The organism is Streptomyces sp. ICBB 8177 (genome assembly GCF_003144095.1).
In the GTDB taxonomy this organism is placed as follows: Bacteria; Actinomycetota; Actinomycetes; order Streptomycetales; family Streptomycetaceae; genus Streptantibioticus_D.
Genome location: NZ_NSKH01000018.1, coordinates 553,264 through 573,245 on the forward strand (window position 1 = coordinate 553,264; position 19,982 = coordinate 573,245).

Here is a 19,982-nt window from a genome sequence, read left to right on the forward strand (position 1 = left end):
CCAGCAGTGCCCACCCCCCAAGACCGCACCGAGCCCGACGGCAGCCCGCTGTCCGACGAGGCCCTGACCTCCTGCACCATCGGCGCGCTGCCCTCCTGGGGCCCGCCGGTGGCCCGGGACCTGATCACCACCCTGCTCAGCGGGGACAGACCCTTCCCGTGCACCTTCGCCGTGGCCGCCGCGAAGAAGCACGCGCTGCGCTTCGGCTTCGTGGACAGTCCGCACGACGACGGCGCCTGGGGTCCGCTCGTCGACATCCTCGACGGCTACCTCGACTGCTACCAGCAGCTGGGCCGGGACACCTCCCTCGTGGTGTTCTTCCCGCCCGAGGAGCAACTCCTCACGCTGGAGCAGTACTTCGCCCGCTTCTGGTCGGTGCTGCGGTTCCTGCACGAGAAGGACCCCCAGCCCTGGCCCGCCCACGTGCCCACCGATCCGAACGAACTCATGTGGGAGTTCAGCTTCGGCGGCACCGAGATCTTCGTGGTGTGCAACACCCCGGCGCACACCACCCGGCACAGCCGCAACAGCCCGGGCTTCATGATCACCTTTCAGCCGCGCTGGGTCTTCGAGGGCCTGGAACCCCGGTCCCCGCGCGGTGCCAAGGCCCGGCAGGTGATCCGCAACCGCATCCGCCGCTTCGACCGCATGGAACCGGCCGCCGAGCTGGGCGACCACGGCGAGCCGGGCAACCGCGAGTGGCGGCAGTACTTCCTGCCCGACACCAACGGCGGGAGCCTGCCCGCCTGCCCCTTCCACGCCTCCCGCGACCGGGCGACGGCGCAGGACGGCACGACGACTTCCGAGGACCCGCGATGACCAGCCCCGAGCAAGCCCCCGGCGCGGGTGCCGCGCACGCCCTCTGCGCCGAAGCCGCCCCCGCGGTCGAGCCGCCGTACGCCGCCGTCGTCAACGACGAGGGCCAGTACTCGCTATGGCCCGTCTGGCGCCCGCTGCCCGCGGGATGGCGGGACACCGGTGTGCACGGCGAGCGCGAGGAGTGCCTGGCGCACATCGAACGGGTGTGGACCGACATGCGTCCGCTCAGCGTCGTCCGCGCCACCGGAACCGGGGGAGGGCCTGCCGCGTGACCCCGCCGACCGACCCCGCACCCGCGCAGCCCACCACGAAATCGGAAGTGGCCCGCATGACCGACCGCGCCCACGCCCGGCCCCTGACCAGGCCCCAGGCCGGCATCTGGTACGCACAGCAGCGTGACCCCGGCAGCCCGGCGTACAACTGCGCCGAGTACGTCGAACTCGAAGGCCCCCTCGACGCCGACCGCTTCGAGACGGCACTGCGGCAGGCGGTCGCCGAGACGGCCGCGCTGCGGCTGCGCTGCGTGGAGCCGGACGACGCGCCGGAACCGGTCATGGTGCCGGCCGGCGCCGACGACTGGCCGCTGCACCGGGTGGACACCTCGGCGCACCTGGACCCGTACGCCTCCGCGGTGGCGTGGATGCGCGAGGACCTGCGCCGGCCGGTCGACCTGTCCGCCGGGACGCTGTTCGGGCACGCCCTGTTCAGCCTCGGCGGCGAACGGCACCTGTGGTATTTCCGGGCACATCACATCGCGCTGGACGGCTACGGCTTCACGCTGGTCCAGCAGCGCGTGGCCGAGCTGTACACCGCGGCGGCGCGCGGGGAGACGGCACCCCCGCGCTTCGGCTCGCTCGACGAACTGCGGGCGGAGGAAGCCGAGTACGGCGCGTCCGGCCGACGCTCCCGCGACCGCGAGCACTGGCTCGCCCTGCTGTCGGGGCTGCCGGAACCGGTCACCCCGGCCGCGGCCTCCGGCAGCGCGCCGCCCTCGGCGGACTGCCTGCGGTCGGCCGCCCCGCTGCCGGACACCGCCCGCACCGCGATGGCGGAGGCAGTCCGCCGGCTCGGCACCACCGCGCCGGAGTTCCAGCTCGCCGCCGTCGCCGCCTACCTGCACCGCGCCACCGGCAGACAGGACGTCGTACTCGGGCTGCCCTACGCGGGCCGCCTCGGCTCCGCGGCCGCCCGGGTCCCGGCCCACACCGTCAACGTCCTGCCGCTCGTGCTCGATCTCCGGCCTGACATGACGCCGGATCAGGTCGTACGTCAAGTGAGCGAGCGTCTGAGGGTCTTGCGGCGGCACGCCCGCTACCGAGGCGAGGACATCCGCCGCGATCTGCGGCTGCCCGCCACCGGGCGGCGGTTGACCGGCCCGCTGGTCAACGTCGGCCTGACCAGCCCCGACCTGCGTCTCGACGGGGTCACGGGCGCGGTCCGCCCGCTGTCGGCCGGAGCGGTGGACGACCTGACCGTCAGCTTCCGCGACGACGCGCGCGACGGCAGCACGACGCTCCAGGTGGACGCCAACCCCGCCCTCTACGACGAGGACGCCCCGGCTGTCCACCGCCGCCGCCTGGCGACCTTTCTGACCGCCTTCGCGTGGTCGTACGACGACCCGATAGGCATGCTCACCGTCATCGCTGACGACGAACGCGCTCGGGTGCCCGAACTGGCGTCCCGAGTAAAGGACGTGAGGGGCGATCACCCCGATGTCCCGACCATCTGCGACCTCTTCCGCGAGCAGGTACGGGCCCGCCCCGACGCCGTCGCGCTGGTCGCGGAGGAGGAGCGGGTCACCTACCGCGAGCTGGAGACACGCTCCAACCGCCTCGCGCACGAACTCCTCGCCCGCGGCGTCGGCCGTGAGGACCTCGTGGCGCTCGCGCTGCCGCGCTCGGTGGAGCTGGTCGTCGCGGTGCTCGCGGTGCTCAAGGCGGGCGGCGGGTACCTGCCGCTCGACCCCGACCAGCCCGCCGCCCGCACTGCCGCCGTGCTGCGCGCCGCACGCCCCGTGCTGCTGATCGGCGACACCACCGAGCACGACGGCCTCGTGCCCCGGCTCGGCCCCGGCGACCCGGCGCTCGACGCGCGGCCCGCCACCGCACCCGCGACCGGCCCCGTGAGCGACGGCGACGCCGCCTACGTCATCCACACCTCCGGCTCCACCGGCGAGCCCAAGGGCGTGGTGGTCCCGCACCGCAACGTCGTGCGCCTGCTGACCGCCACCGACGACTGGTTCGGCTTCGGCCCGCACGACACCTGGACGCTCTTCCACTCCCACGCCTTCGACTTCTCCGTGTGGGAGCTGTTCGGGGCACTGCTGCGCGGCGGCCGCCTCGTCGTCGTGAGTTACGAGGTCAGCCGCGAACCGGCCGCGTTCCTGCGCCTGCTGGCGGACGAGCGGGTCACCGTGCTCAACCAGACCCCGTCCGCGTTCGGACAACTCGTGCTCGCCGACCGCGACGATCCGGAGACGAGCGCCCGACTGATGTTGCGTCACCTCATTCTGGGTGGCGAACCGTTGCGGGCCGCCGTCCTCGCCGACTGGTACCGGCGGCACCCCGAGGACGCCCCGCGCGTCGTCAACATGTACGGCATCACCGAGACCACCGTGCACGTCACCCACCGCGCCCTCGGCGCCACCGACGCGCTGCCGGACGCCACCGGGCTGATCGGCGTGCCCATCCCGGACCTGCGGGTGCGGCTGCTGGACGAGGCGCTCTGCCCGGTGCCGCCCGGCGCCACCGGCGAGACGTACGTCGCGGGACCCGGCCTGGCCCGCGGCTACCTCGGCCGTCCGGGTCTGACCGCCGAGCGCTTCCTGCCCGACCCGTACGGACCGCCCGGCGCCCGCATGTACCGCAGCGGCGACCTGGCACGGCGGGACGCGGACGGACGCCTGGACCACCTCGGGCGCGCCGACGAGCAGGTCAAGGTCCGCGGCTTCCGCGTCGAGCCCGGCGAGGTCGAGGCCGCGCTGCTCACCCATCCCGCCGTCGACCGGGCCGCCGTCGTGGCCCGCGACGACGACGGCACCGGCCGCGCGCTGGCCGCCTACGTGGTGCCGCGTGCGGGAGCCGACGCCGACCCCCGGGAACTGCGCCGGCACGCCGCCGCGCTGCTGCCCGCCCACATGGTCCCGGCGGACGTCGTCCCGCTGGCCGCCCTGCCGCTGACCGTCAACGGCAAGCTGGACCGGGCCGCGCTGCCGGACCCCGGCCCGCGCGGCGCCGCGACCCCGCCGGAGGGGCGCGAGCCCACCGGTGCGCGCGAGGAAGTGCTCCGCGGGATCTTCGCCGACCTGCTGGGCGCGGAACGTGTCGGCGCGCACGACGACTTCTTCGAGCTGGGCGGCCACTCGCTGCTGGCCACCCGCCTGGTCGGCCGGGTCCGCGACGCCCTCGACGCCAGGATCGGGGTGCGCGACCTGTTCGAGGCGCCCACCCCCGCCGGACTCGCCGCCCGCCTCGACACCTCCGCGGAACTGCGGCCCCGCCTCACGAGCGCCGTGCGGCCGGAGCGGATCCCGCTGTCGTACGCCCAGCGCAGGCTGTGGTTCCTGCACCGCATGGAGGGCCCCAGCCCCACCTACAACATCCCGCTGGCGCTGCGGCTGACCGGCCCGCTGGACGTGGACGCGCTGCGCGGCGCGCTGGACGACCTGCTCGCCCGGCACGAGAGCCTGCGCACCCTCTTCCCACCGGGCGGCGACGAGCCGTACCAGCACGTGCTGCCCGCCGACGAGGCGAGCGTCGAGCTGGACGTCGTGGACGTGGCGGCCGACCGCCTGGACGCCGAGCTGGGCGCCGCCGCCCGCCACGCCTTCGACCTGTCCGCCGATCTCCCGCTGCACGCCCGCCTGTTGCGGACCGGGGCGCGCGACCACGTCCTGCTGCTGTTGCTGCACCACGCCGCGGGTGACGACTGGTCGCTGGCACCGCTGGCCGACGACCTCGCCGACGCCTACGCCGCCCGCCTCGAGGGCTCCGCCCCCACCCGGCCGCCGCTGCCCGTCCAGTACCCGGACTACGCGCTGTGGCAACGTGAACTCCTCGGCAAGAACAATGAATTGACGCAGCGTCAACTCGCGTTCTGGACCGAGCGGCTGGCCGGTCTGCCGGAGCAGCTGGACCTGCCCACCGACCGCCGCAGGCCCGCCGTCGCAGGCCACCGCGGCGCGGTCGTGCCGGTGTGCGTCGACGCCGCGCTCCACCGCGAGCTGCGCGCACTGGCCCGCCGCCACGGCGCCACCGTCTTCATGGCCCTCCAGGCCGGACTGGCCGCGGTGCTGACCCGGCTGGGCGCGGGCACCGACATCCCCCTGGGCACACCGGTGGCCGGGCGCGCCGACCGGGCGCTCGACGACCTCGTGGGCTTCTTCGCCAACACCCTCGTGCTGCGCACCGACACCTCGGGCGACCCCGGCTTCGCCACCCTGCTGGAGCGGGTGCGCGAGAGCGACCTGACCGCCTTCGACCACCACGACCTGCCGTTCGAGCGGCTGGTGGAACACCTGCGGCCGGTGCGCTCGCCCGCCCGTCACCCGTTGTTCCAGGTGATGCTCTCCTACGGCGCCGCGCGGCCGGCCCCCCGGCTGCCGGGCCTGGCGGCGCGCCCGGTGCGGGTGCACAACGGCTCGGCCAAGTTCGACCTGACGTTCTCGCTCGGCGACGCGCCCGACGGCGACGGCATCGAGGGCTTCCTCGAGTACGCCGTCGAGCTGTTCGACGCGGACAGCGCGCGGGCGCTCGCCGACCGGCTGGTGCGGCTGCTGCGCCAGGCGGTGGCCGACCCGGACGCACCCATCAGCCGCCTGGAGCTGCTGTCGCGGGCGGAGCGGCGGCGCGTCGTCGAGGAGTGGAACGACACCGCCGCTCCGGTTGACCCGCGCTCCTTCCCCGAGATGTTCGAGGACCGGGTCCGCGCGCATGGCGACCGCGAGGCGCTGATCGCGGGCCCCCATCGGCTGACGTACCGTCAACTCAACTGCCTGGCGAACCGCCTGGCACACCGGCTGATCGAACTGGGCGTCGGCGCCGAGCGCACCGTGGGCGTCCACCTGCCACGCGGTGCCGAGACGATCGTGGGCCTGCTCGCCGTCCAGAAGGCCGCGGGTGCCTTCGTCCCGCTGGAGCCGACCTGGCCGGCCCCGCGCATCGCCGGCATCGTGGCGGACGCCGCGCCTACCGTCGTGCTGACCACACCCGGCGGAGCCGGCGCCCTGCCCGGGGACGTCACCACCGTCGAACTCGACCTGTGCGCCGACTGGTTCGGCGACCAGCCGGACCACGATCCCGGGGTGGCCATCGACCCCGAGGGCCTGAGCTACGTCATCTACACCTCCGGATCGACCGGCACGCCCAAGGGCGCGATGATCCGGCACCAGGCCGTCAGCAACCGGCTGCCCTGGCAGATCGGGCTGCTGGGCCTGACCCCCGACGACCCCGTGCTGCACAAGGCCCCGCTGACGTTCGACATCTCCGTCAACGAGATCTTCCTGCCGCTCGCCGCCGGCGCGCCCCTGGTGGTCGCGGACGCCGGACGCGAGGGCGACGTCGGCCACCTGCTGGACCTCGTCGCCCGCGAACGGATCGCGTTCGTCTACCTGGTGTCCTCGATCCTCGACATCATGCTGGAACGCGACGACGTCGCCGAGGCGGCCGGGTCGCTCAGGCACGTGTGGTGCGGCGGCGAGGTGCTCACCCCCGAGTTGTTCCGGCGGTTCCGCTCGCGGTTGCCGGGCGCCACGATGTACCACGGCTACGGACCGGCCGAGGCCACCATCGGTGTGACCTGCCAGGTCTACCGGGGCGACGCGGACGGCGGCATCACCATCGGCCGGCCCAACCCCAACGCCCGGGTGCACGTGCTGGACCCGGGCATGAACCCGGTGCCGGTGGGCGTCCCCGGCGAGCTGTACCTCGGCGGGGTCCCGCTCGGCCGTGGCTACCTCGGCGACCCGGCCCGTACCGCCGCCGCCTTCGTGCCCGACCCGTTCTCCGGTGAACCGGGCGCCCGCCTGTACCGCAGCGGCGACCTGGCCCGGTACCGGGCCGACGGCCGCATCGAGTTCCTCGGCCGGATCGACAACCAGGTCAAGGTGCGCGGCATCCGCGTGGAGCTGGAAGAGATCGAATCGGTCCTGTCCGGCCACCCCGGCGTCCGCCAGGCCGTCGTGCTGGTGCGCCGCGGCGTGCCCGGCGGTGAACACCTCGTCGCCTGGTGCGTCCCCGACCCCGTGCACGGCGACGCGGACGGCGACGCGCTGCTGGAGTGGCTACGCGGACGGCTGCCCGACTATATGGTGCCCGGACGCTGCCACATCGTGCCGTCCTTCCCCCTGATGACCTCCGGCAAGGTGGACCGCAAGGCGCTCGCCACGCGGGACGAGCGGCAGCCCGCGCCCCGCGACCGCCGCGGCCACGTCGTGCCCGCCGAGGGAACACAGCGACTGGTCGCCGACGCGTGGGAGCAGGCGCTCGGCGTCGAGGGCGTCGGCGCGCACGACAACTTCTTCGATCTGGGCGGCCATTCACTGCTGCTGGCCCGGGTGCAGACCGCGCTGCGCGCACGGCTGGGCTGGGACGTTCCGGTGCTCGACCTGTTCACCCGGCCCACGGTGGCCGCGCTCGCCGCGTACCTCGAAAGCCGTGACGGCCACGCCCCCGCCTCCGCCGCGGCGCCCGGTGCCCGCGAGGCGCTCGGGGTACTGCTGCCGCTGCGCACGTCAGGGTCCAGGCCTCCGCTGTTCTGCGTGCATCCGGCGTCCGGGCTGAGCTGGCCGTTCGCCGGCCTGCGCCGGCACATCGACGCCGACCGGCCGCTGTACGGCATCCAGAGCCGCGCCCTGGGCGGTGAACTGCCCGTCCCCGGCACGCTGGAGGAGATGGCCGCCGAGTACGTCGAGCACATCCGGCGCGTGCGGCCGCACGGCCCGTACCACCTGGTGGGCTGGTCGTTCGGCGGCGTTGTCGCCCACACCATGGCGACCCGGCTGCGGGCCGCGGGGGAGCGGGTCGGGCTGCTCGGCATGCTCGACTCGTATCCCCGCTACCCGTGGGAGAAGCTCGCCGACGACCACGAACAGCAGGCGCTGCGCTCGCTGTTGTACATGTCGCACTACGACCTGTCGCAGCTTGACGGCACCCCGCTGACCCGGGACCGGGTGATGGCGGTGATCGCAGAACGCGGCGGTGTGCTGTCGGAGCTGTCACCGTCCGCGATCCAGGGCGTGATGGACACCTTCGTCTCCTCGACGGTGCTCCAGCAGGGCCTGACCCACCGGGTGTTCGACGGCGACGTGCTGTTCTTCACCGCGACCGCCAATCAGGTCGATCCCACGCTGTCGCACCGCGACTGGAAGCCGTACGTGGACGGCACCATCGAGAACCACAACGTGGCGTGCGAGCACAAGGACATGACCCGCAACGGCCCGCTCGCCGAGATCGGCCGCCACATCGAGCGCAAGCTGGGCGACTTCGACGGCTGACTAGGCGACCTCGACGACCGACTCCGCCTGTTCGCCCTGCGCCAGCAGGTCGTACAACGCCATCGGCGTCACGTAGCCGGGCCACCGGTTGTCATCGAAGAGGTGGACACCGGCGTCCTGGTAGCACTGGTCGACGAGTTGGGAGCAGATCATGTGCCGGGTGCTTGCCACGTAGCGGCGCAGGCCCGGCAGCCGGAGCCGGAAGCGGTGGGCGGCGATCGCCAGGTAGTCGAGGAAGCTGTAGGGCACGCCGGTGTACCGGCCGCAGTCCTGGACGATCGCCGTGCGCTGCTGGTCGGTGAGGTCATCCGGGCAGACGTACAGCACGCGCGCACCGTCGTACTCCGACAGCGCGCGCACCCGGGCCCCGCCGGGTTCCGCCTCCAGCAACCGCCCCTCGGGCAGCACCAGGAAGGCGTGCTCCCAGTCGGCGAAGCCGTTGCCGTTGATCCACTGGCCGAACCTGATGAACAGTCCGGCGGCGCCGGGGATCCGGGTGAGTCCGATGTCTCCTGGCAAGGGCTGGGAATGGATCACGCGTTGCCTCCCTCGCTCAGAGGGTGACCGAATTGGTTCCCTCTATCGGGAAATAGCGGCCCTTGGCGTGTCCGTCAAGCACGAACGAGCCCGACCGGGTGAATCGGTCGGGCTCGTTCGTTCAGGGGTTTGACAGGTTGTCACTCAGGTGACGCGAGAGGTCAGTGACCGCCCTCGTCGACCACCGCGACCTGCTCGATGTTGCGCTCGATCTCCTCGGCCGGGACCGAGGTGGCGCGCGCCCAGTAGTAGATGCCGAGCGAGAACACCGCGATGATCACGATGTCCCACCACAGCGGGATGTTGCCCTTGCCGCCGAAGCCGCCCTGCCACGAGATGATGCCCATGCCGATGAGGTAGACCGGCAGCCACTGCGCGGCCTTCCAGTCCAGGCGCGGGGCGTTCGGCAGGTTCTTCTTGGTGGCGTACGCGGCGTAGGCGCCGAGCAGGACGTAGCCGATGATGATCGCCCAGCCCAGGCGCTCCAGGGTGGTCCAGCCCGACCAGTAGATGATGAGGCTGGCGATCACGAAGGAGATCGGGGCGATGATCTTGCCGCCGGGGAGGCGGTACGGACGCTCGTGGTTCGGCAGCTTGTTGGTGAACACGCCGTACGCCAGCGGGGCACCGGCGTACATCAGCACGCTCGCCGAGGTGATGAAGGAGACCAGCTGCTGCCAGCTCGGGAAGGGCAGGAAGCAGATGACACCGGTCGCGAACGAGATGAGCAGGCCGAACCACGGGACGCTGCGGGCGTCGGTGCGCTCGAACAGCCGCGGCGCGTAACCGTTCTTGCTCAGGCCGTAGGAGATGCGCGAGGTGGAGGTGACGTAGATCAGGCCGGTCCCGCCGGGGGAGACGATGGCGTCGACGTACAGCACCCAGCCCAGCCAGCCCAGGCCCACCACGGTGGCCAGGCCGGCCCACGGGCCGCTGATGCCGGTGTAGTTGAGCTTGGCCCAGCCGTGCAGGATCGAGGCACCCGGCAGCGCGCCGATGTACACCACCTGGAGGAGGGTGTAGATCACCGCGCCGATCAGGACGGAGCCGATGGTGGCCCGCGGCAGGTCGCGCTTGGGGTTGCGGCTCTCACCGGCCAGCTGGATCGCCTGCTCGAAGCCGAGCAGCGCGAAGATGATGCCGCTGGTGCTGATCGCGCTCAGCACACCCTTGGCACCGAACGGCGCGAAGCCCTGCGAGGTGAAGTTGTGCCCGTGGAAGTGGGTGGCCGCGATGATGAAGATCGTGGCGAGCGGGATCGCGACCTTCCACCAGGTGGCCGCGCTGTTGGTGTGCGCGAGCACCTTGACGCCGAGGAAGTTGACGGCCACGAAGACCGCCATCAGGAACACGGCGACTATGAAGCCGCTCGTGGTCAGGGTGCCGTTGGCGTGCTGGAAGCCCTGCGCCCAGTGCCAGTGACCGGCGTAGCCGATCATGGCCTCGACCTCGATGGGGGCGACGGTCGCGGCCTGGAGCCAGGAGAACCAGCCGAAGGACATGCCCGCGAGGCCGCCGAAGGCGTAGTGCGGGTAGCGGGCGGTGCCACCCGCGACCGGGAACATGCCGCCCAGCTCGGCGTGGACCAGAGCCAGCAGCACGACGGCGACGGCGCCGATCGCCCAGGAGATGATGGCGGCCGGTCCGGCTGCCACGACGGCCTTCTCCGCTCCGTAGAGCCAGCCGGAGCCGATGATGGAGCCCACCGACGCCCACATCAGGCCGATCAGTCCGACGTCCCGGCGCAGTGTGCTGGAGCCGCGGGAGGTGTCGGGCGCCAGCTTGTCAACGCTAACCATAAGGGGCCTCTCGAATGAGGACAGGGCTTGCTGAAAGTTGCCTCAGATTAGGGAGCATTCTCAGCTCTGCAAAGAGTCGTTGTCTGAATAGTTACCTTCCGGCGGTGGTTTCTCAGATCGATCTCAGCTGGCCGCGCGGGTTTCCGACAGGTAGTCCCGACCCAGCGGTTTCCGCAGGTCGTACGGGGACCCGAACGGTTCGGTGCACACGGTATCCACTTGACCTTCACTTGACTTCCACTTGAACCCGGCTTGGGGTACTTGAGTCCAATTTGAGGTTCCGGCCCTGCCCGAGGTATTTCAGCGCTGCGTTCTGCCCTGCCAGTACGTGAATTGCCGTACCGGGTCGCCGTCCAGCCCCCACGGCCACGGAGTCACCAGCCCGCCGATCGCCTGGAAAACCTGCGCCGCGTCCAGTCCCCGGTTGGCCTGGACCAGCGCGTACGCCAGCAGGTTGAGGTCGGCGATCGCGGCGGCGTGGGTGAGGAAACCCGGCTTGAGCCAGTCGGTCAGCGCCTGGTCGAGCGCCGCCGCCACCTGCGGCTGCGCCCACTGCCGGGTCGCCATCAACGCGTTCAGGCCGCCCGAGGAGACCGTCCGCAGGTGCCGCTCCACCAGCGCGATCAGCTCGACGCCCGCGGTCGGCGCGTCCGGCGGCACCGCCGAGCGCACCGAGTCCACGAAGTCCAGCACCTGCACGTGGGACCCGCACTCCTCGGGAGAGAGGTACCCCAGCATCTGAAGGTGCGCCTCACGGTTCCACGGGTCCCGGGCGGTCGCCTCGCGCCAGATCGGCAACACCTCGTTCAGCGGCCGCGCCATGGTGCGCAGCGCCCCCAGCAGCGCCACCCACGGCCCCGGGTCGTCCGGCGCAAGGTCGGCGGCCCGGTAGCAGTCGTCGATCAGCGCCCGCGGATCGGCCAGTGCGCCCTGCCACCGCCCGCGCACCAGGTCCACCCACGCGCCGAACATCACGGGGTCCGGCTGCTGCGGATGGCGACGGCGCCAGGACTGGGCGACCGCTGGGTCGGCGGCCCTGGCCAGGACGACGAGCCGGTGCATGCGCCGGTCCCAGTCGGTGCCCGCGTCGCGCAGCACCTGCTCCACCTGGTCGACGCGGATGCTCAGCGCTCCGGGCGAGGAGGCGGCCTCCAGTTGTTTGCGGACCCGGCCCAGCGCGGCGTCGTCGAGCTCCGGAGCCAGGCGCGGGGTCCCCCTGCGGGGTCCAAATATCGGCATGCCCCCGGAGCTTAGGGCTGGCCGGGAAGGTCCGACAGATCGTGACCTGGATCGTTATCGCGGTAGTCGTTTCGCAACGCGCAGTCGTCGCCGACCTGCGCGTACAGCGGACGCCGCGTACCGGTTGTCGGGCATCCGAGGCGGGCGGATGCTGTAGCCATACCTGCCGCCGCGCGGGATCGGAGGACGTCATGAGCGACCGGAGTTCCCCCGGGCCGCCCCCGGCCACCGCGGCGCACGGCGAACCGGTGGACAAGGGGCTCAAGGGCGGCGCGCTCGGCCTGCTGTCCAGCGTCGTCATCGGCATCGCCTCGACCGCCCCCGCCTACAGCCTGGCCGCCACCCTCGGCGTCATCGTGGCCGTGGTGGGCCTGCAGTCGCCGATCGTCATCATCCTGGCGTTCATCCCGATGCTGCTGATCGCCTACGGCTACAAGGAGCTGAACGAGGCCGACCCCGACTGCGGCACCACCTTCACCTGGGCCGCCCGCGCCTTCGGTCCGCGCACCGGCTGGATGGGCGGCTGGGCCATCGTCGCCGCCGACGTGATCGTCATGGCGAACCTCGCGCAGATCGCCGGGCAGTACGGCTTCGACCTGGTCGGCGCGTACGGGGTGGCCAGCAGCACGCTGTGGACCACCGTCGCCGGAGTGGTGTGGATCGCGCTGATGACGCTGATCTGCTACATCGGCATCGAGGTGTCCGCCAACAGCCAGAAGATCCTGCTCACCGTCGAAGTGGTGATGCTGGCGGTGCTCGGTGTCGCCGCACTGGTCAAGGCCTACGGATCGAGCGCGCCCAGCGTCTCGCACCCCGTGGCCTGGTCCTGGTTCGACCCCACGAACGTCGGCTCGCTCGACGCCTTCACCAAGGGTATCCTGGCCGCCGTCTTCATCTACTGGGGCTGGGACACGGCGGTGTCGGTCAACGAGGAGACCGCCGACCGCAACCGCACCCCCGGGCGCGCCGCCGTGATCTCCACCGTCCTGCTGCTGCTGATCTACGTGCTGGTCACCACGTCCGCGGAGGCCTTCGCAGGGATCGGCACCAAGGGCATCGGCCTGGGCAACCCCGACAACTCCGACGACGTCCTGTCCAGCCTCGGCGGCGAGGTCTTCGGCAGCCACGGCTTCGGATGGTTCCTGTCCAAACTGCTGGTGCTCATGGTCCTGACCTCGGCCGCCGCCTCCACCCAGACCACCATCCTGCCGACCGCGCGCACCACCTTGTCGATGGCCGCCCACCGCGCCATCCCCAGCCACTTCGCCCGCATCCACCCGCGCTTCCTCACGCCCACCTGGTCCACGGTCGGCATGGGCCTCGCCTCGGTCGCCTTCTACGTGGTGATGGTCAAGGTCAGCAACAACCTGCTCGCCGACTCCATCGGCTCCATCGGGCTGATGATCGCGTTCTACTACGGCATGACCGGCTTCGCCTGCGTCTGGTACTACCGCAAGGTCCTCACCCGCAGTCCGCGTGACCTGTGGGTCAAGGGCGTCATGCCGGGACTCGGGGGCGTGCTGCTCCTCTACTTCTTCATCGACGCCTGCTTCGTGTACGCCAACCCCGCCTACGGCTACACCTCCTGGACCGTGCCGGGCGTCCACTGGCACCTGGGCGGCGTCTTCATCACGGGTATCGGCGCGCTGATCCTCGGCGCGATCCTCATGGTCGTATGCCGGTACACCGCCCCCGCCTTCTTCCGCCGCGAGGTGGTGCCGGTGTCCGCCGCCCGCCGTGACTAGCCGGCCGGAGCGTCCCGGTCCCGGCACGAGGAGGGGAAAAACGGGCCTGCCGGGCGTACCGTCCCTATAGAGCCCAACGTGGGTACCCGCCCATGATTGAGGGTGATCACGGTGCGCGACGCACAGGCGGCCTTCCGCGCCCTGCAGCGGCCCGGCGCCGAGCCGGCGGCCGACCCCGACCTCGGCGCGCTCCTGCGGCTGCTGCGGCGCTCGTTCGGCACCCTCGGCGTGCACGGCGCCGCGCTCTACACCTTCACCGGCGGCGACCAGGTCCTGGAACTCGTGACCGTGCTCGGGCTGCCGCTGGAGTTCGTCGCGCCCTGGGAGAGGGTGAGCGTGACGACCCCCGCCCCGGTCACCGACGCGGTGCGCCGCGCCGAACTGGTCTGGGTAAGCGGTGAGGACGAGATGGTCCGCCGCTACCCGCGGATCGCCATGACCGTCCCCTACCCCTTCTCGCTGGCCGCGCTGCCGCTGACGGCCGACGGGACCACGTACGGCGCCGTCTTCCTCACCTGGCCGGCCGCCCGCGCGCCCCTGCTGTCCCCGGTCGAGCGCGAGCGGCTGTGGAGCCTCGCCGGGCGGCTCGCCTCCGTACTGCGCCGCGCCGCCCGCGCGGGCACCCCGGTCCACGCCGGCACGCGGCCGCTCGGTGTGCTCCCCGACGGCGGCGCGGTGGGCGGCGAGGAGGCGCTGACCGCCATGGTCGCCCGGCTGCCGGAAGGCATGTGCGGCCTGGACCTGGGCGGCCGCCTGAACTACGTGACACCCGGCGCCGCCGAGCTGCTCGGCGTCCCGGCCCGGCGGCTGCTCGGCGCCCAGCCGTGGACGGTGCTGCCCTGGCTGCGCGATCCGGTCTACGAGGACCGCTACCGCGCCGCGCTGATCAGCCGGGAGCCCACCTCGTTCGTGGCCCTGCGGCCCCCGGACCACTGGCTCTCCTTCCACCTGTACCCGGACGGTACCGGGCTGACGGTCCGGATCAACGAGGCCGAGGTCACCCAGGACGACCAGGACCCCCTGCCCCGCGTCGAGCCGGCTCAGGCACCCGTCGAACCCACTCGCACCGGGGTCCTCTACCACCTGCTCCACCTCGCCAGCGCCCTGACCGAGGCCGCGGGCGTGCAGGACGTGGTCGACCTCGTCGCCGACCAGATCGTGCCCGCCTTCGGCGGCGACGGCGTGGCGATCCTGACCGCCGAGGGCGGGCGGCTGCACACCGTCGGCCACCGGGGCTACGCGCCCGGCGTCGTCGAGAGCTTCGACAACACACCGCTGGGCGCGTCCACCCCCGGCGCCCGCGCGCTCCAGACCGGCGCCCCCTCGTTCTTCGAGTCCCGCGGGGAACTGGAACGCCTCTACCCCGCCCGCTTCGAACTGCGCGACGGCATGTCGGCATGGGCGTACCTGCCGCTGGTGGCCTCGGGGCGGCTGGTCGGCACCTGCGTGCTGGCGTACGCCGAACCCCACGTCTTCGCCTTCGACGAACGCGCCATCCTCACCTCGCTCGGCGGCCTGATCGCCCAGGCGCTGGACCGGGCGCGGCTGTACGACACCAAGATGGAGCTGGCCCAGGGCCTCCAGGAGAGCCTGCTGCCGCACGCGCTGCCGCTGCTGCCGGGCCTGGAGGCGGCCGCCCGCTATCTGCCGAGCACCGAGGGCCTGGAGATCGGCGGCGACTTCTACGACCTGATCCGCACCGACCGCGACACCGCCACCGCCGTCATCGGCGATGTCGAGGGACACAACGTCGCCGCCGCCGCCCTGATGGGGCAGATCCGCACCGCCGTGCACGCCTACGCGCGCGCCGACGCCCAGCCGGACGCGGTCCTCGTCCAGATCAACCGGCTGATGGCCGACCTCGACAGCACCCTGCTCGCCAGTGCCGCCTGCCTGCGCGTCGACCTGGCCCGCGGCGAGGCGCTGCTCGCCAACGCGGGCCATCCGCCGCCGCTGCTGCGCACCCCGGAAGGGCAGGTCAGGACGCTGGACCTGCCGGGCGGCCCCGGGATGGTGCTGGGCGTCGACCCGGGCGCGCAGTACCGCACCGTACGGGTGCCGATGCCGCCCGGAACGGTGCTGGCGATGTACACCGACGGTCTGGTGGACCGCCCCGGCGTCGACATGGCCGCCGCACAGGCCGCGCTCGCCGACCGCCTCGCCCGGTTCGACGACGGCCCGCTGGACGACCAGGCCGACCCGTTCATGAGCCAGGCGCTGCCGGCCGAGGGGCGCACCGACGACGTGGCCCTGTTGCTGCTGCGGTCGACGCCGCGGTGAACGCCCGCCGCGGGCGGCGACGTGTCAGCCGCGGCGGCCCGGACGGGCCGGGCCCGCGCGCTCCGGCAGCGGGCCCCTGCCGGGGATGACCTCGAAGACCAGGTGCGTCTCGGTCTGCCGCACCGCCGGATGGACGTTGACGTGCTCCAGCACCAGGTCGCGCAGAGCCTGCGGTGACTCGACCGCGACGTGCACCAGGTAGTCGTCGGCACCGGCGATGTGGAACGCGGTGATCATGCCAGGGATGCCGGTCAGCGCCGCGTGGAAGCTGTGCACGTGGGCGCGGTTGTGACTGCCCAGCCTGACCCGGATCACAGCCTGGAGCGGCAGGCCGAGGGCGCCCAGGTCCAGCTCCGCGTGGAAGCCGCGCACCACCCCCGACTCGCGCAGCGCCCGCACCCGGTGGATGCAGGTGGACTCGGCGACGCCCACCCGGGCCGCGAGCGCGGTGTTCGTCAGCCGGCCGTCCGCCGCCAGCTCCGCCAGGATCGCCAGATCGGTGGCGTCCAGCGCCGCGGCGGGCCGCGCACCGGGCGGCGGAATCCTCGGTTCAGCGCCACTCGGCACGACGGAGACCTCCAGAAAACTCACGGCGACGGCTGGTCGGCCGAGGAATCCTCGGCGTCCATTGCCGTCACCCGATGATCCTTGCACCATCATCGCATGACTGAGCGGGTTCTTTCCCTGGATTCCCTGGCCGTCCACGCGGGCCGGGAGGATTTCGCCGAACTGGGCGTCCACGCACCCCCGTTGGACCTCTCCTCCACCAGCCCGCTGCCCGACATCGAGGCGGGCGGGCTGTCCTACGAGTCGATGGCCACCGGCGGCCACCCCGCCGAGGGCGGCGGTTTCGTCTACGCCCGGCTGTGGAACCCCACCGTGGCCCGCTTCGAGGCAGCGCTGGCACGGCTGGAACACACCGCGGAGGCCGTCGCCTACTCCTCCGGCATGGCCGCCATGGCCGCCGCCGTGCTCGCCGCCAAGCAGCGCAGCGGCGGACGCCACGTGGTCGCCGTCCGCCCGCTGTACGGCGGCACCGACCACCTGCTCGGCTCGGGCCTGCTGGACGTGGAGGTCACCTACTGCACCGCGGGCGAGGTCGCCGCGGCGGTACGCGAAGACACCTGCCTGGTCGTCGTGGAGACCCCGGCCAACCCCACGCTCGACCTGGTCGACATCCGCGCCGTCGCCGACGCCGCGGGGGACCGGCCGCTGCTGGTCGACAACACCTTCGCGACCCCCGTACTGCAGAACCCCGCCGACCATGGCGCCGCCCTCGTGCTGCACAGCGCGACCAAGTACCTCGGCGGCCACGGCGACGTGATCGCCGGAGTCATCGCCACCGACGCCGAGTGGGCCGCCGCGCTGCGCCGGGTGCGCGCGGTGACCGGCGGCCTGCTGCACCCCCTCGCCGGATACCTGCTCCACCGGGGACTGACCACGCTCCCGGTGCGGGTACGCACCCAGCAGGCGTCCGCCGAGAAGCTGGCCGGATGGCTGGCGACGCACCCCGCCGTGCGCGAGGTCTTCTTCCCCGGCACCCCGCAGGGCGACCCGGCGGGCCTGATCGGCCGTCAGATGCGGGGCCCGGGCGCCATGGTGGCCGTGCGCCTGCGCGGCGGGTACGAGCAGGCGCTGCGCGTGACGGGCGGGGTGCGGCTGTTCACCCACGCGGTCTCGCTGGGCGGGGTGGACTCCCTCATCCAGCACCCCGCCGCGCTCACCCACCGCCCCGTCCCGGCGGACGCCCGCCCGGACGCGGACATCGTGCGGCTGTCGGTGGGCCTGGAGGACCCCGACGACCTGTGCGCGGACCTGGACGCGGCGCTCACCGGGGCGCACGGCTGACGTCGGTGCCCTCCGCGTCGATGGTGGGCAGCACACGCTCCAGCCAACGCGGCGTCCACCAGGCGTGCCTGCCCAGCAGCGTCATCACCGCGGGCACCAGCAGCAGCCGCACGATGGTGGCGTCGATCAGCACGCTGACCGCCAGGCCCAGACCCAGCATCTTCACCACGATGTTGTCGCTGAGCAGGAAGGCGGCGAAGACGCTCACCATGATCAGCGCGGCGCAGGTGATCACCCGCGCGGTGATCTCCAGCGCGTGGGCCACGCTGTCCTTGGCGTCCCGGGTCCGCAGCCACGCCTCGTGGACCCGGGACAGCAGGAAGATCTCGTAGTCCATGCTCAGTCCGAAGACGATGGCGAACATCATCATCGGCACGTAACTCTCGATCGGCACCTTGCCGTTGACCCCGAGGCCCGGGCCGCCCCAGCCCCACTGGAAGACGGCGACCACCACGCCGTAGGACGCGCCGATCGACAGCAGGTTGAGCACCGCCGCCTTGAGCGCCACCAGCAGGCCGTGGAAGACCGCCAGGATGATCAGGAAGGCGAGCGCCACCACGACGCCGATGATCAGCGGCAGCCGTGCGGCGACGATGTCGATGAAGTCCACCTGCGCCGCGGTCGTACCGGTGACGTAGCCGGTGGCCGGATAGCCCTTCACCGCCTTGGGCAGCGTCTGGTCCTCGAGGTGGTTGACCAGGTCGGTGGTGTTCTTGTCCTGCGGCGCGGTGCTGGAGACCACGGTGCCCACCAGTACCTGGCCGTTGGACGTGGGCTTCAGCGGGCTGACGCTGGCCGCGCCGGGCAGCCCGGTCAGCGCCTTGGCCGCCTGGCTCGCCAGCGCGGGACGGTCGGCGGAGGCCACCTTGGTCTGGTCGATCACCACGGTCAGCGGGCCGTTGGAGCCCGGGCCGAAACCGGCCGACAGCAGGTCGAACGCCTGACGGTCGGTGAAACTCGTGGGGTCGGCGCCGTCGTCGATGTGCCCCAGCTGGATCGACAGCAACGGGATCGCCAGCACCACCACGATCACCACACCGGCCGCCAGGAACCCCCACGGCCCGCGCTCCACCCGTTTGGCGTACCGGTGCCAGGTGCCCTGTGCCATCTCGCCGGGTTCCGCGTCGGTCTCGGCGATGGGCTTGCGCACGTGGAAGCGGTCGATGTTGCGGCCGATCAGGCCCACCAGCGCGGGCACCAGGGTGAGTGCCCCGAGCACCGCCGTGATCACGGTGACCGCCGCCGCCACCCCGAGCTTGCCGATGAAGCTCACCCGCGAGACGTACAGCCCGGCCAGCGCCACGATGACCGTGCACCCGGAGACCAGCACGGCACGCCCGCTGGTGGCGACGGCCCGGCCCGCGCTCGCCACCGGGTCCACCCGGTCGATGACCTGCTGGCGGTGGCGGGTGATCAGGAAGAGCGAGTAGTCGATGCCGACGCCGAGACCGATCATCGTGGCGAGAGTGGGGGAGACGCTGGCGAAGGTGAAGGCGGCGGCCAGCAGGCTCAGGCAGGCAAGGCCCACGATCACACTGACCAGCGCGGTCACCAGGGGCAGACCAGCCGCCAGTACGCTGCCGAAACCGATCAGCAGCACCACGATGGCCACGCCGAAGCCGATCCCCTCACTGGTGAGGTCCGCGGCCTTCGGGCGGGCCAACTCGCCCAGTGGGCCGCCGTACTGCACCTCGAGACCCGCCGAACGCATCGGTTGCACCGCCGAGTCGACACCGGTGAGGTAGGCGCTGCCCAGGGAGTTGGGGTTCTCGTCGAACCGCATCGTGATGTAGGCGATCCTGCCGTCCTTGGAGACCGCGCCGGTGGTCTGTCCCGCCGAGGGCAGCGGGTTCACCGCGGACAGCACGTGCGGCAGGGTGCTCAGCGACGCGACCGACTGGTCGATCTGCGAGGTGTACGAGGTCAGCGGCTTGTCCGGACTGTGCAGCACCACCGTGGCGCTCAGGCCGCCCGCCTTGGGGTCGTTGGCCTTGAGTACGTTGATGCCGTCGGTGGACTGCGTGCCGGAGATGGTGAAGTTGTCGGAGTACGACCCGCCGATGCTGCTCTGCGCGGCGTGCAGGGCGCCGAGGGCGACCAGCCACAGCACGATGACCACGAAGTGGTGGTGTCCGCACCACCGGCCCAGGCGTTGCAGCGCGCCGCCACCCGTCTCGGGTGGGGCGGGCGGCGTCTGGTGGATGTGCGCGGGCATGCGGTCTC

At 72.3% G+C, this 19,982-nt stretch carries 11 protein-coding genes; 6 read left to right on the forward strand and 5 right to left on the reverse strand.

The features are described from left to right. The first annotated feature begins 6 nt into the window (after positions 1 to 6). The 3 genes from CK485_RS10815 to CK485_RS10825 are packed head-to-tail and all read left to right on the forward strand — an operon-like array spanning position 7 to position 8,311. Entirely contained in the window at positions 7 to 819 is an 813-nt protein-coding gene (locus CK485_RS10815; RefSeq protein WP_241968275.1) for a YqcI/YcgG family protein, read from the forward strand. Beyond that, positions 816 to 1,091, forward strand: a complete 276-nt coding sequence (locus tag CK485_RS10820; protein WP_109449431.1) for an MbtH family NRPS accessory protein — start codon at positions 816 to 818, stop codon at positions 1,089 to 1,091. The genes CK485_RS10815 and CK485_RS10820 overlap by 4 nt, the downstream gene beginning before the upstream one ends. Continuing rightward, on the forward strand, positions 1,088 to 8,311 hold the full coding sequence (locus CK485_RS10825) for a non-ribosomal peptide synthetase (RefSeq protein ID WP_199239311.1): 7,224 nt from the start codon (positions 1,088 to 1,090) through the stop codon (positions 8,309 to 8,311). Before CK485_RS10820 ends, CK485_RS10825 begins: the two co-directional genes overlap by 4 nt. Here CK485_RS10825 and CK485_RS10830 read toward each other — a convergent pair whose 3' ends face one another. The 3 genes from CK485_RS10830 to CK485_RS10840 all read right to left on the reverse strand — a co-directional run bounded on the left by CK485_RS10830 (position 8,312) and on the right by CK485_RS10840 (position 11,886). Continuing rightward, positions 8,312 to 8,848 (reverse strand): hypothetical protein, encoded by a 537-nt coding sequence (locus CK485_RS10830; protein ID WP_109449433.1) that lies wholly within the window; start codon positions 8,846 to 8,848, stop codon positions 8,312 to 8,314. Between the two features lie 161 nt (positions 8,849 to 9,009). Beyond that, positions 9,010 to 10,647, reverse strand: a complete 1,638-nt coding sequence (locus tag CK485_RS10835) for an APC family permease (protein ID WP_109449435.1) — start codon at positions 10,645 to 10,647, stop codon at positions 9,010 to 9,012. Between the two features lie 300 nt (positions 10,648 to 10,947). After that, on the reverse strand, positions 10,948 to 11,886 hold the full coding sequence (locus CK485_RS10840) for a hypothetical protein (protein ID WP_109449437.1): 939 nt from the start codon (positions 11,884 to 11,886) through the stop codon (positions 10,948 to 10,950). 191 nt (positions 11,887 to 12,077) lie between these two features. On the opposite strand from CK485_RS10840, the gene CK485_RS10845 reads away from it, so the two are divergent. Together CK485_RS10845 and CK485_RS10850 are read left to right on the forward strand one after the other, a co-directional pair. After that, positions 12,078 to 13,631, forward strand: coding sequence for an APC family permease (locus tag CK485_RS10845; protein ID WP_109449439.1), 1,554 nt, complete (start codon positions 12,078 to 12,080; stop codon positions 13,629 to 13,631). Between the two features lie 111 nt (positions 13,632 to 13,742). Then, on the forward strand, positions 13,743 to 15,911 hold the full coding sequence (locus CK485_RS10850) for a SpoIIE family protein phosphatase (RefSeq protein ID WP_241968276.1): 2,169 nt from the start codon (positions 13,743 to 13,745) through the stop codon (positions 15,909 to 15,911). 24 nt (positions 15,912 to 15,935) lie between these two features. Here the strand turns inward: CK485_RS10850 and CK485_RS10855 are convergent, their stop codons facing one another. Next, complete coding sequence (locus tag CK485_RS10855) at positions 15,936 to 16,478, reverse strand: Lrp/AsnC family transcriptional regulator (protein ID WP_241968277.1); 543 nt, start codon at positions 16,476 to 16,478, stop codon at positions 15,936 to 15,938. A gap of 96 nt (positions 16,479 to 16,574) precedes the next feature. On the opposite strand from CK485_RS10855, the gene CK485_RS10860 reads away from it, so the two are divergent. Further along, positions 16,575 to 17,759 carry an aminotransferase class I/II-fold pyridoxal phosphate-dependent enzyme gene (locus CK485_RS10860; RefSeq protein WP_109449443.1) on the forward strand — a complete coding sequence of 395 codons (1,185 nt, stop codon included), beginning with the start codon at positions 16,575 to 16,577 and terminating at the stop codon, positions 17,757 to 17,759. On the opposite strand, the gene CK485_RS10865 is transcribed toward CK485_RS10860, so the two are convergent. Further along, entirely contained in the window at positions 17,740 to 19,974 is a 2,235-nt protein-coding gene (locus CK485_RS10865; RefSeq protein ID WP_109452774.1) for an MMPL family transporter, read from the reverse strand. The two genes, CK485_RS10860 and CK485_RS10865, sit on opposite strands and share 20 nt — an antisense overlap. Between the last annotated feature and the right edge of the window lie 8 nt (positions 19,975 to 19,982).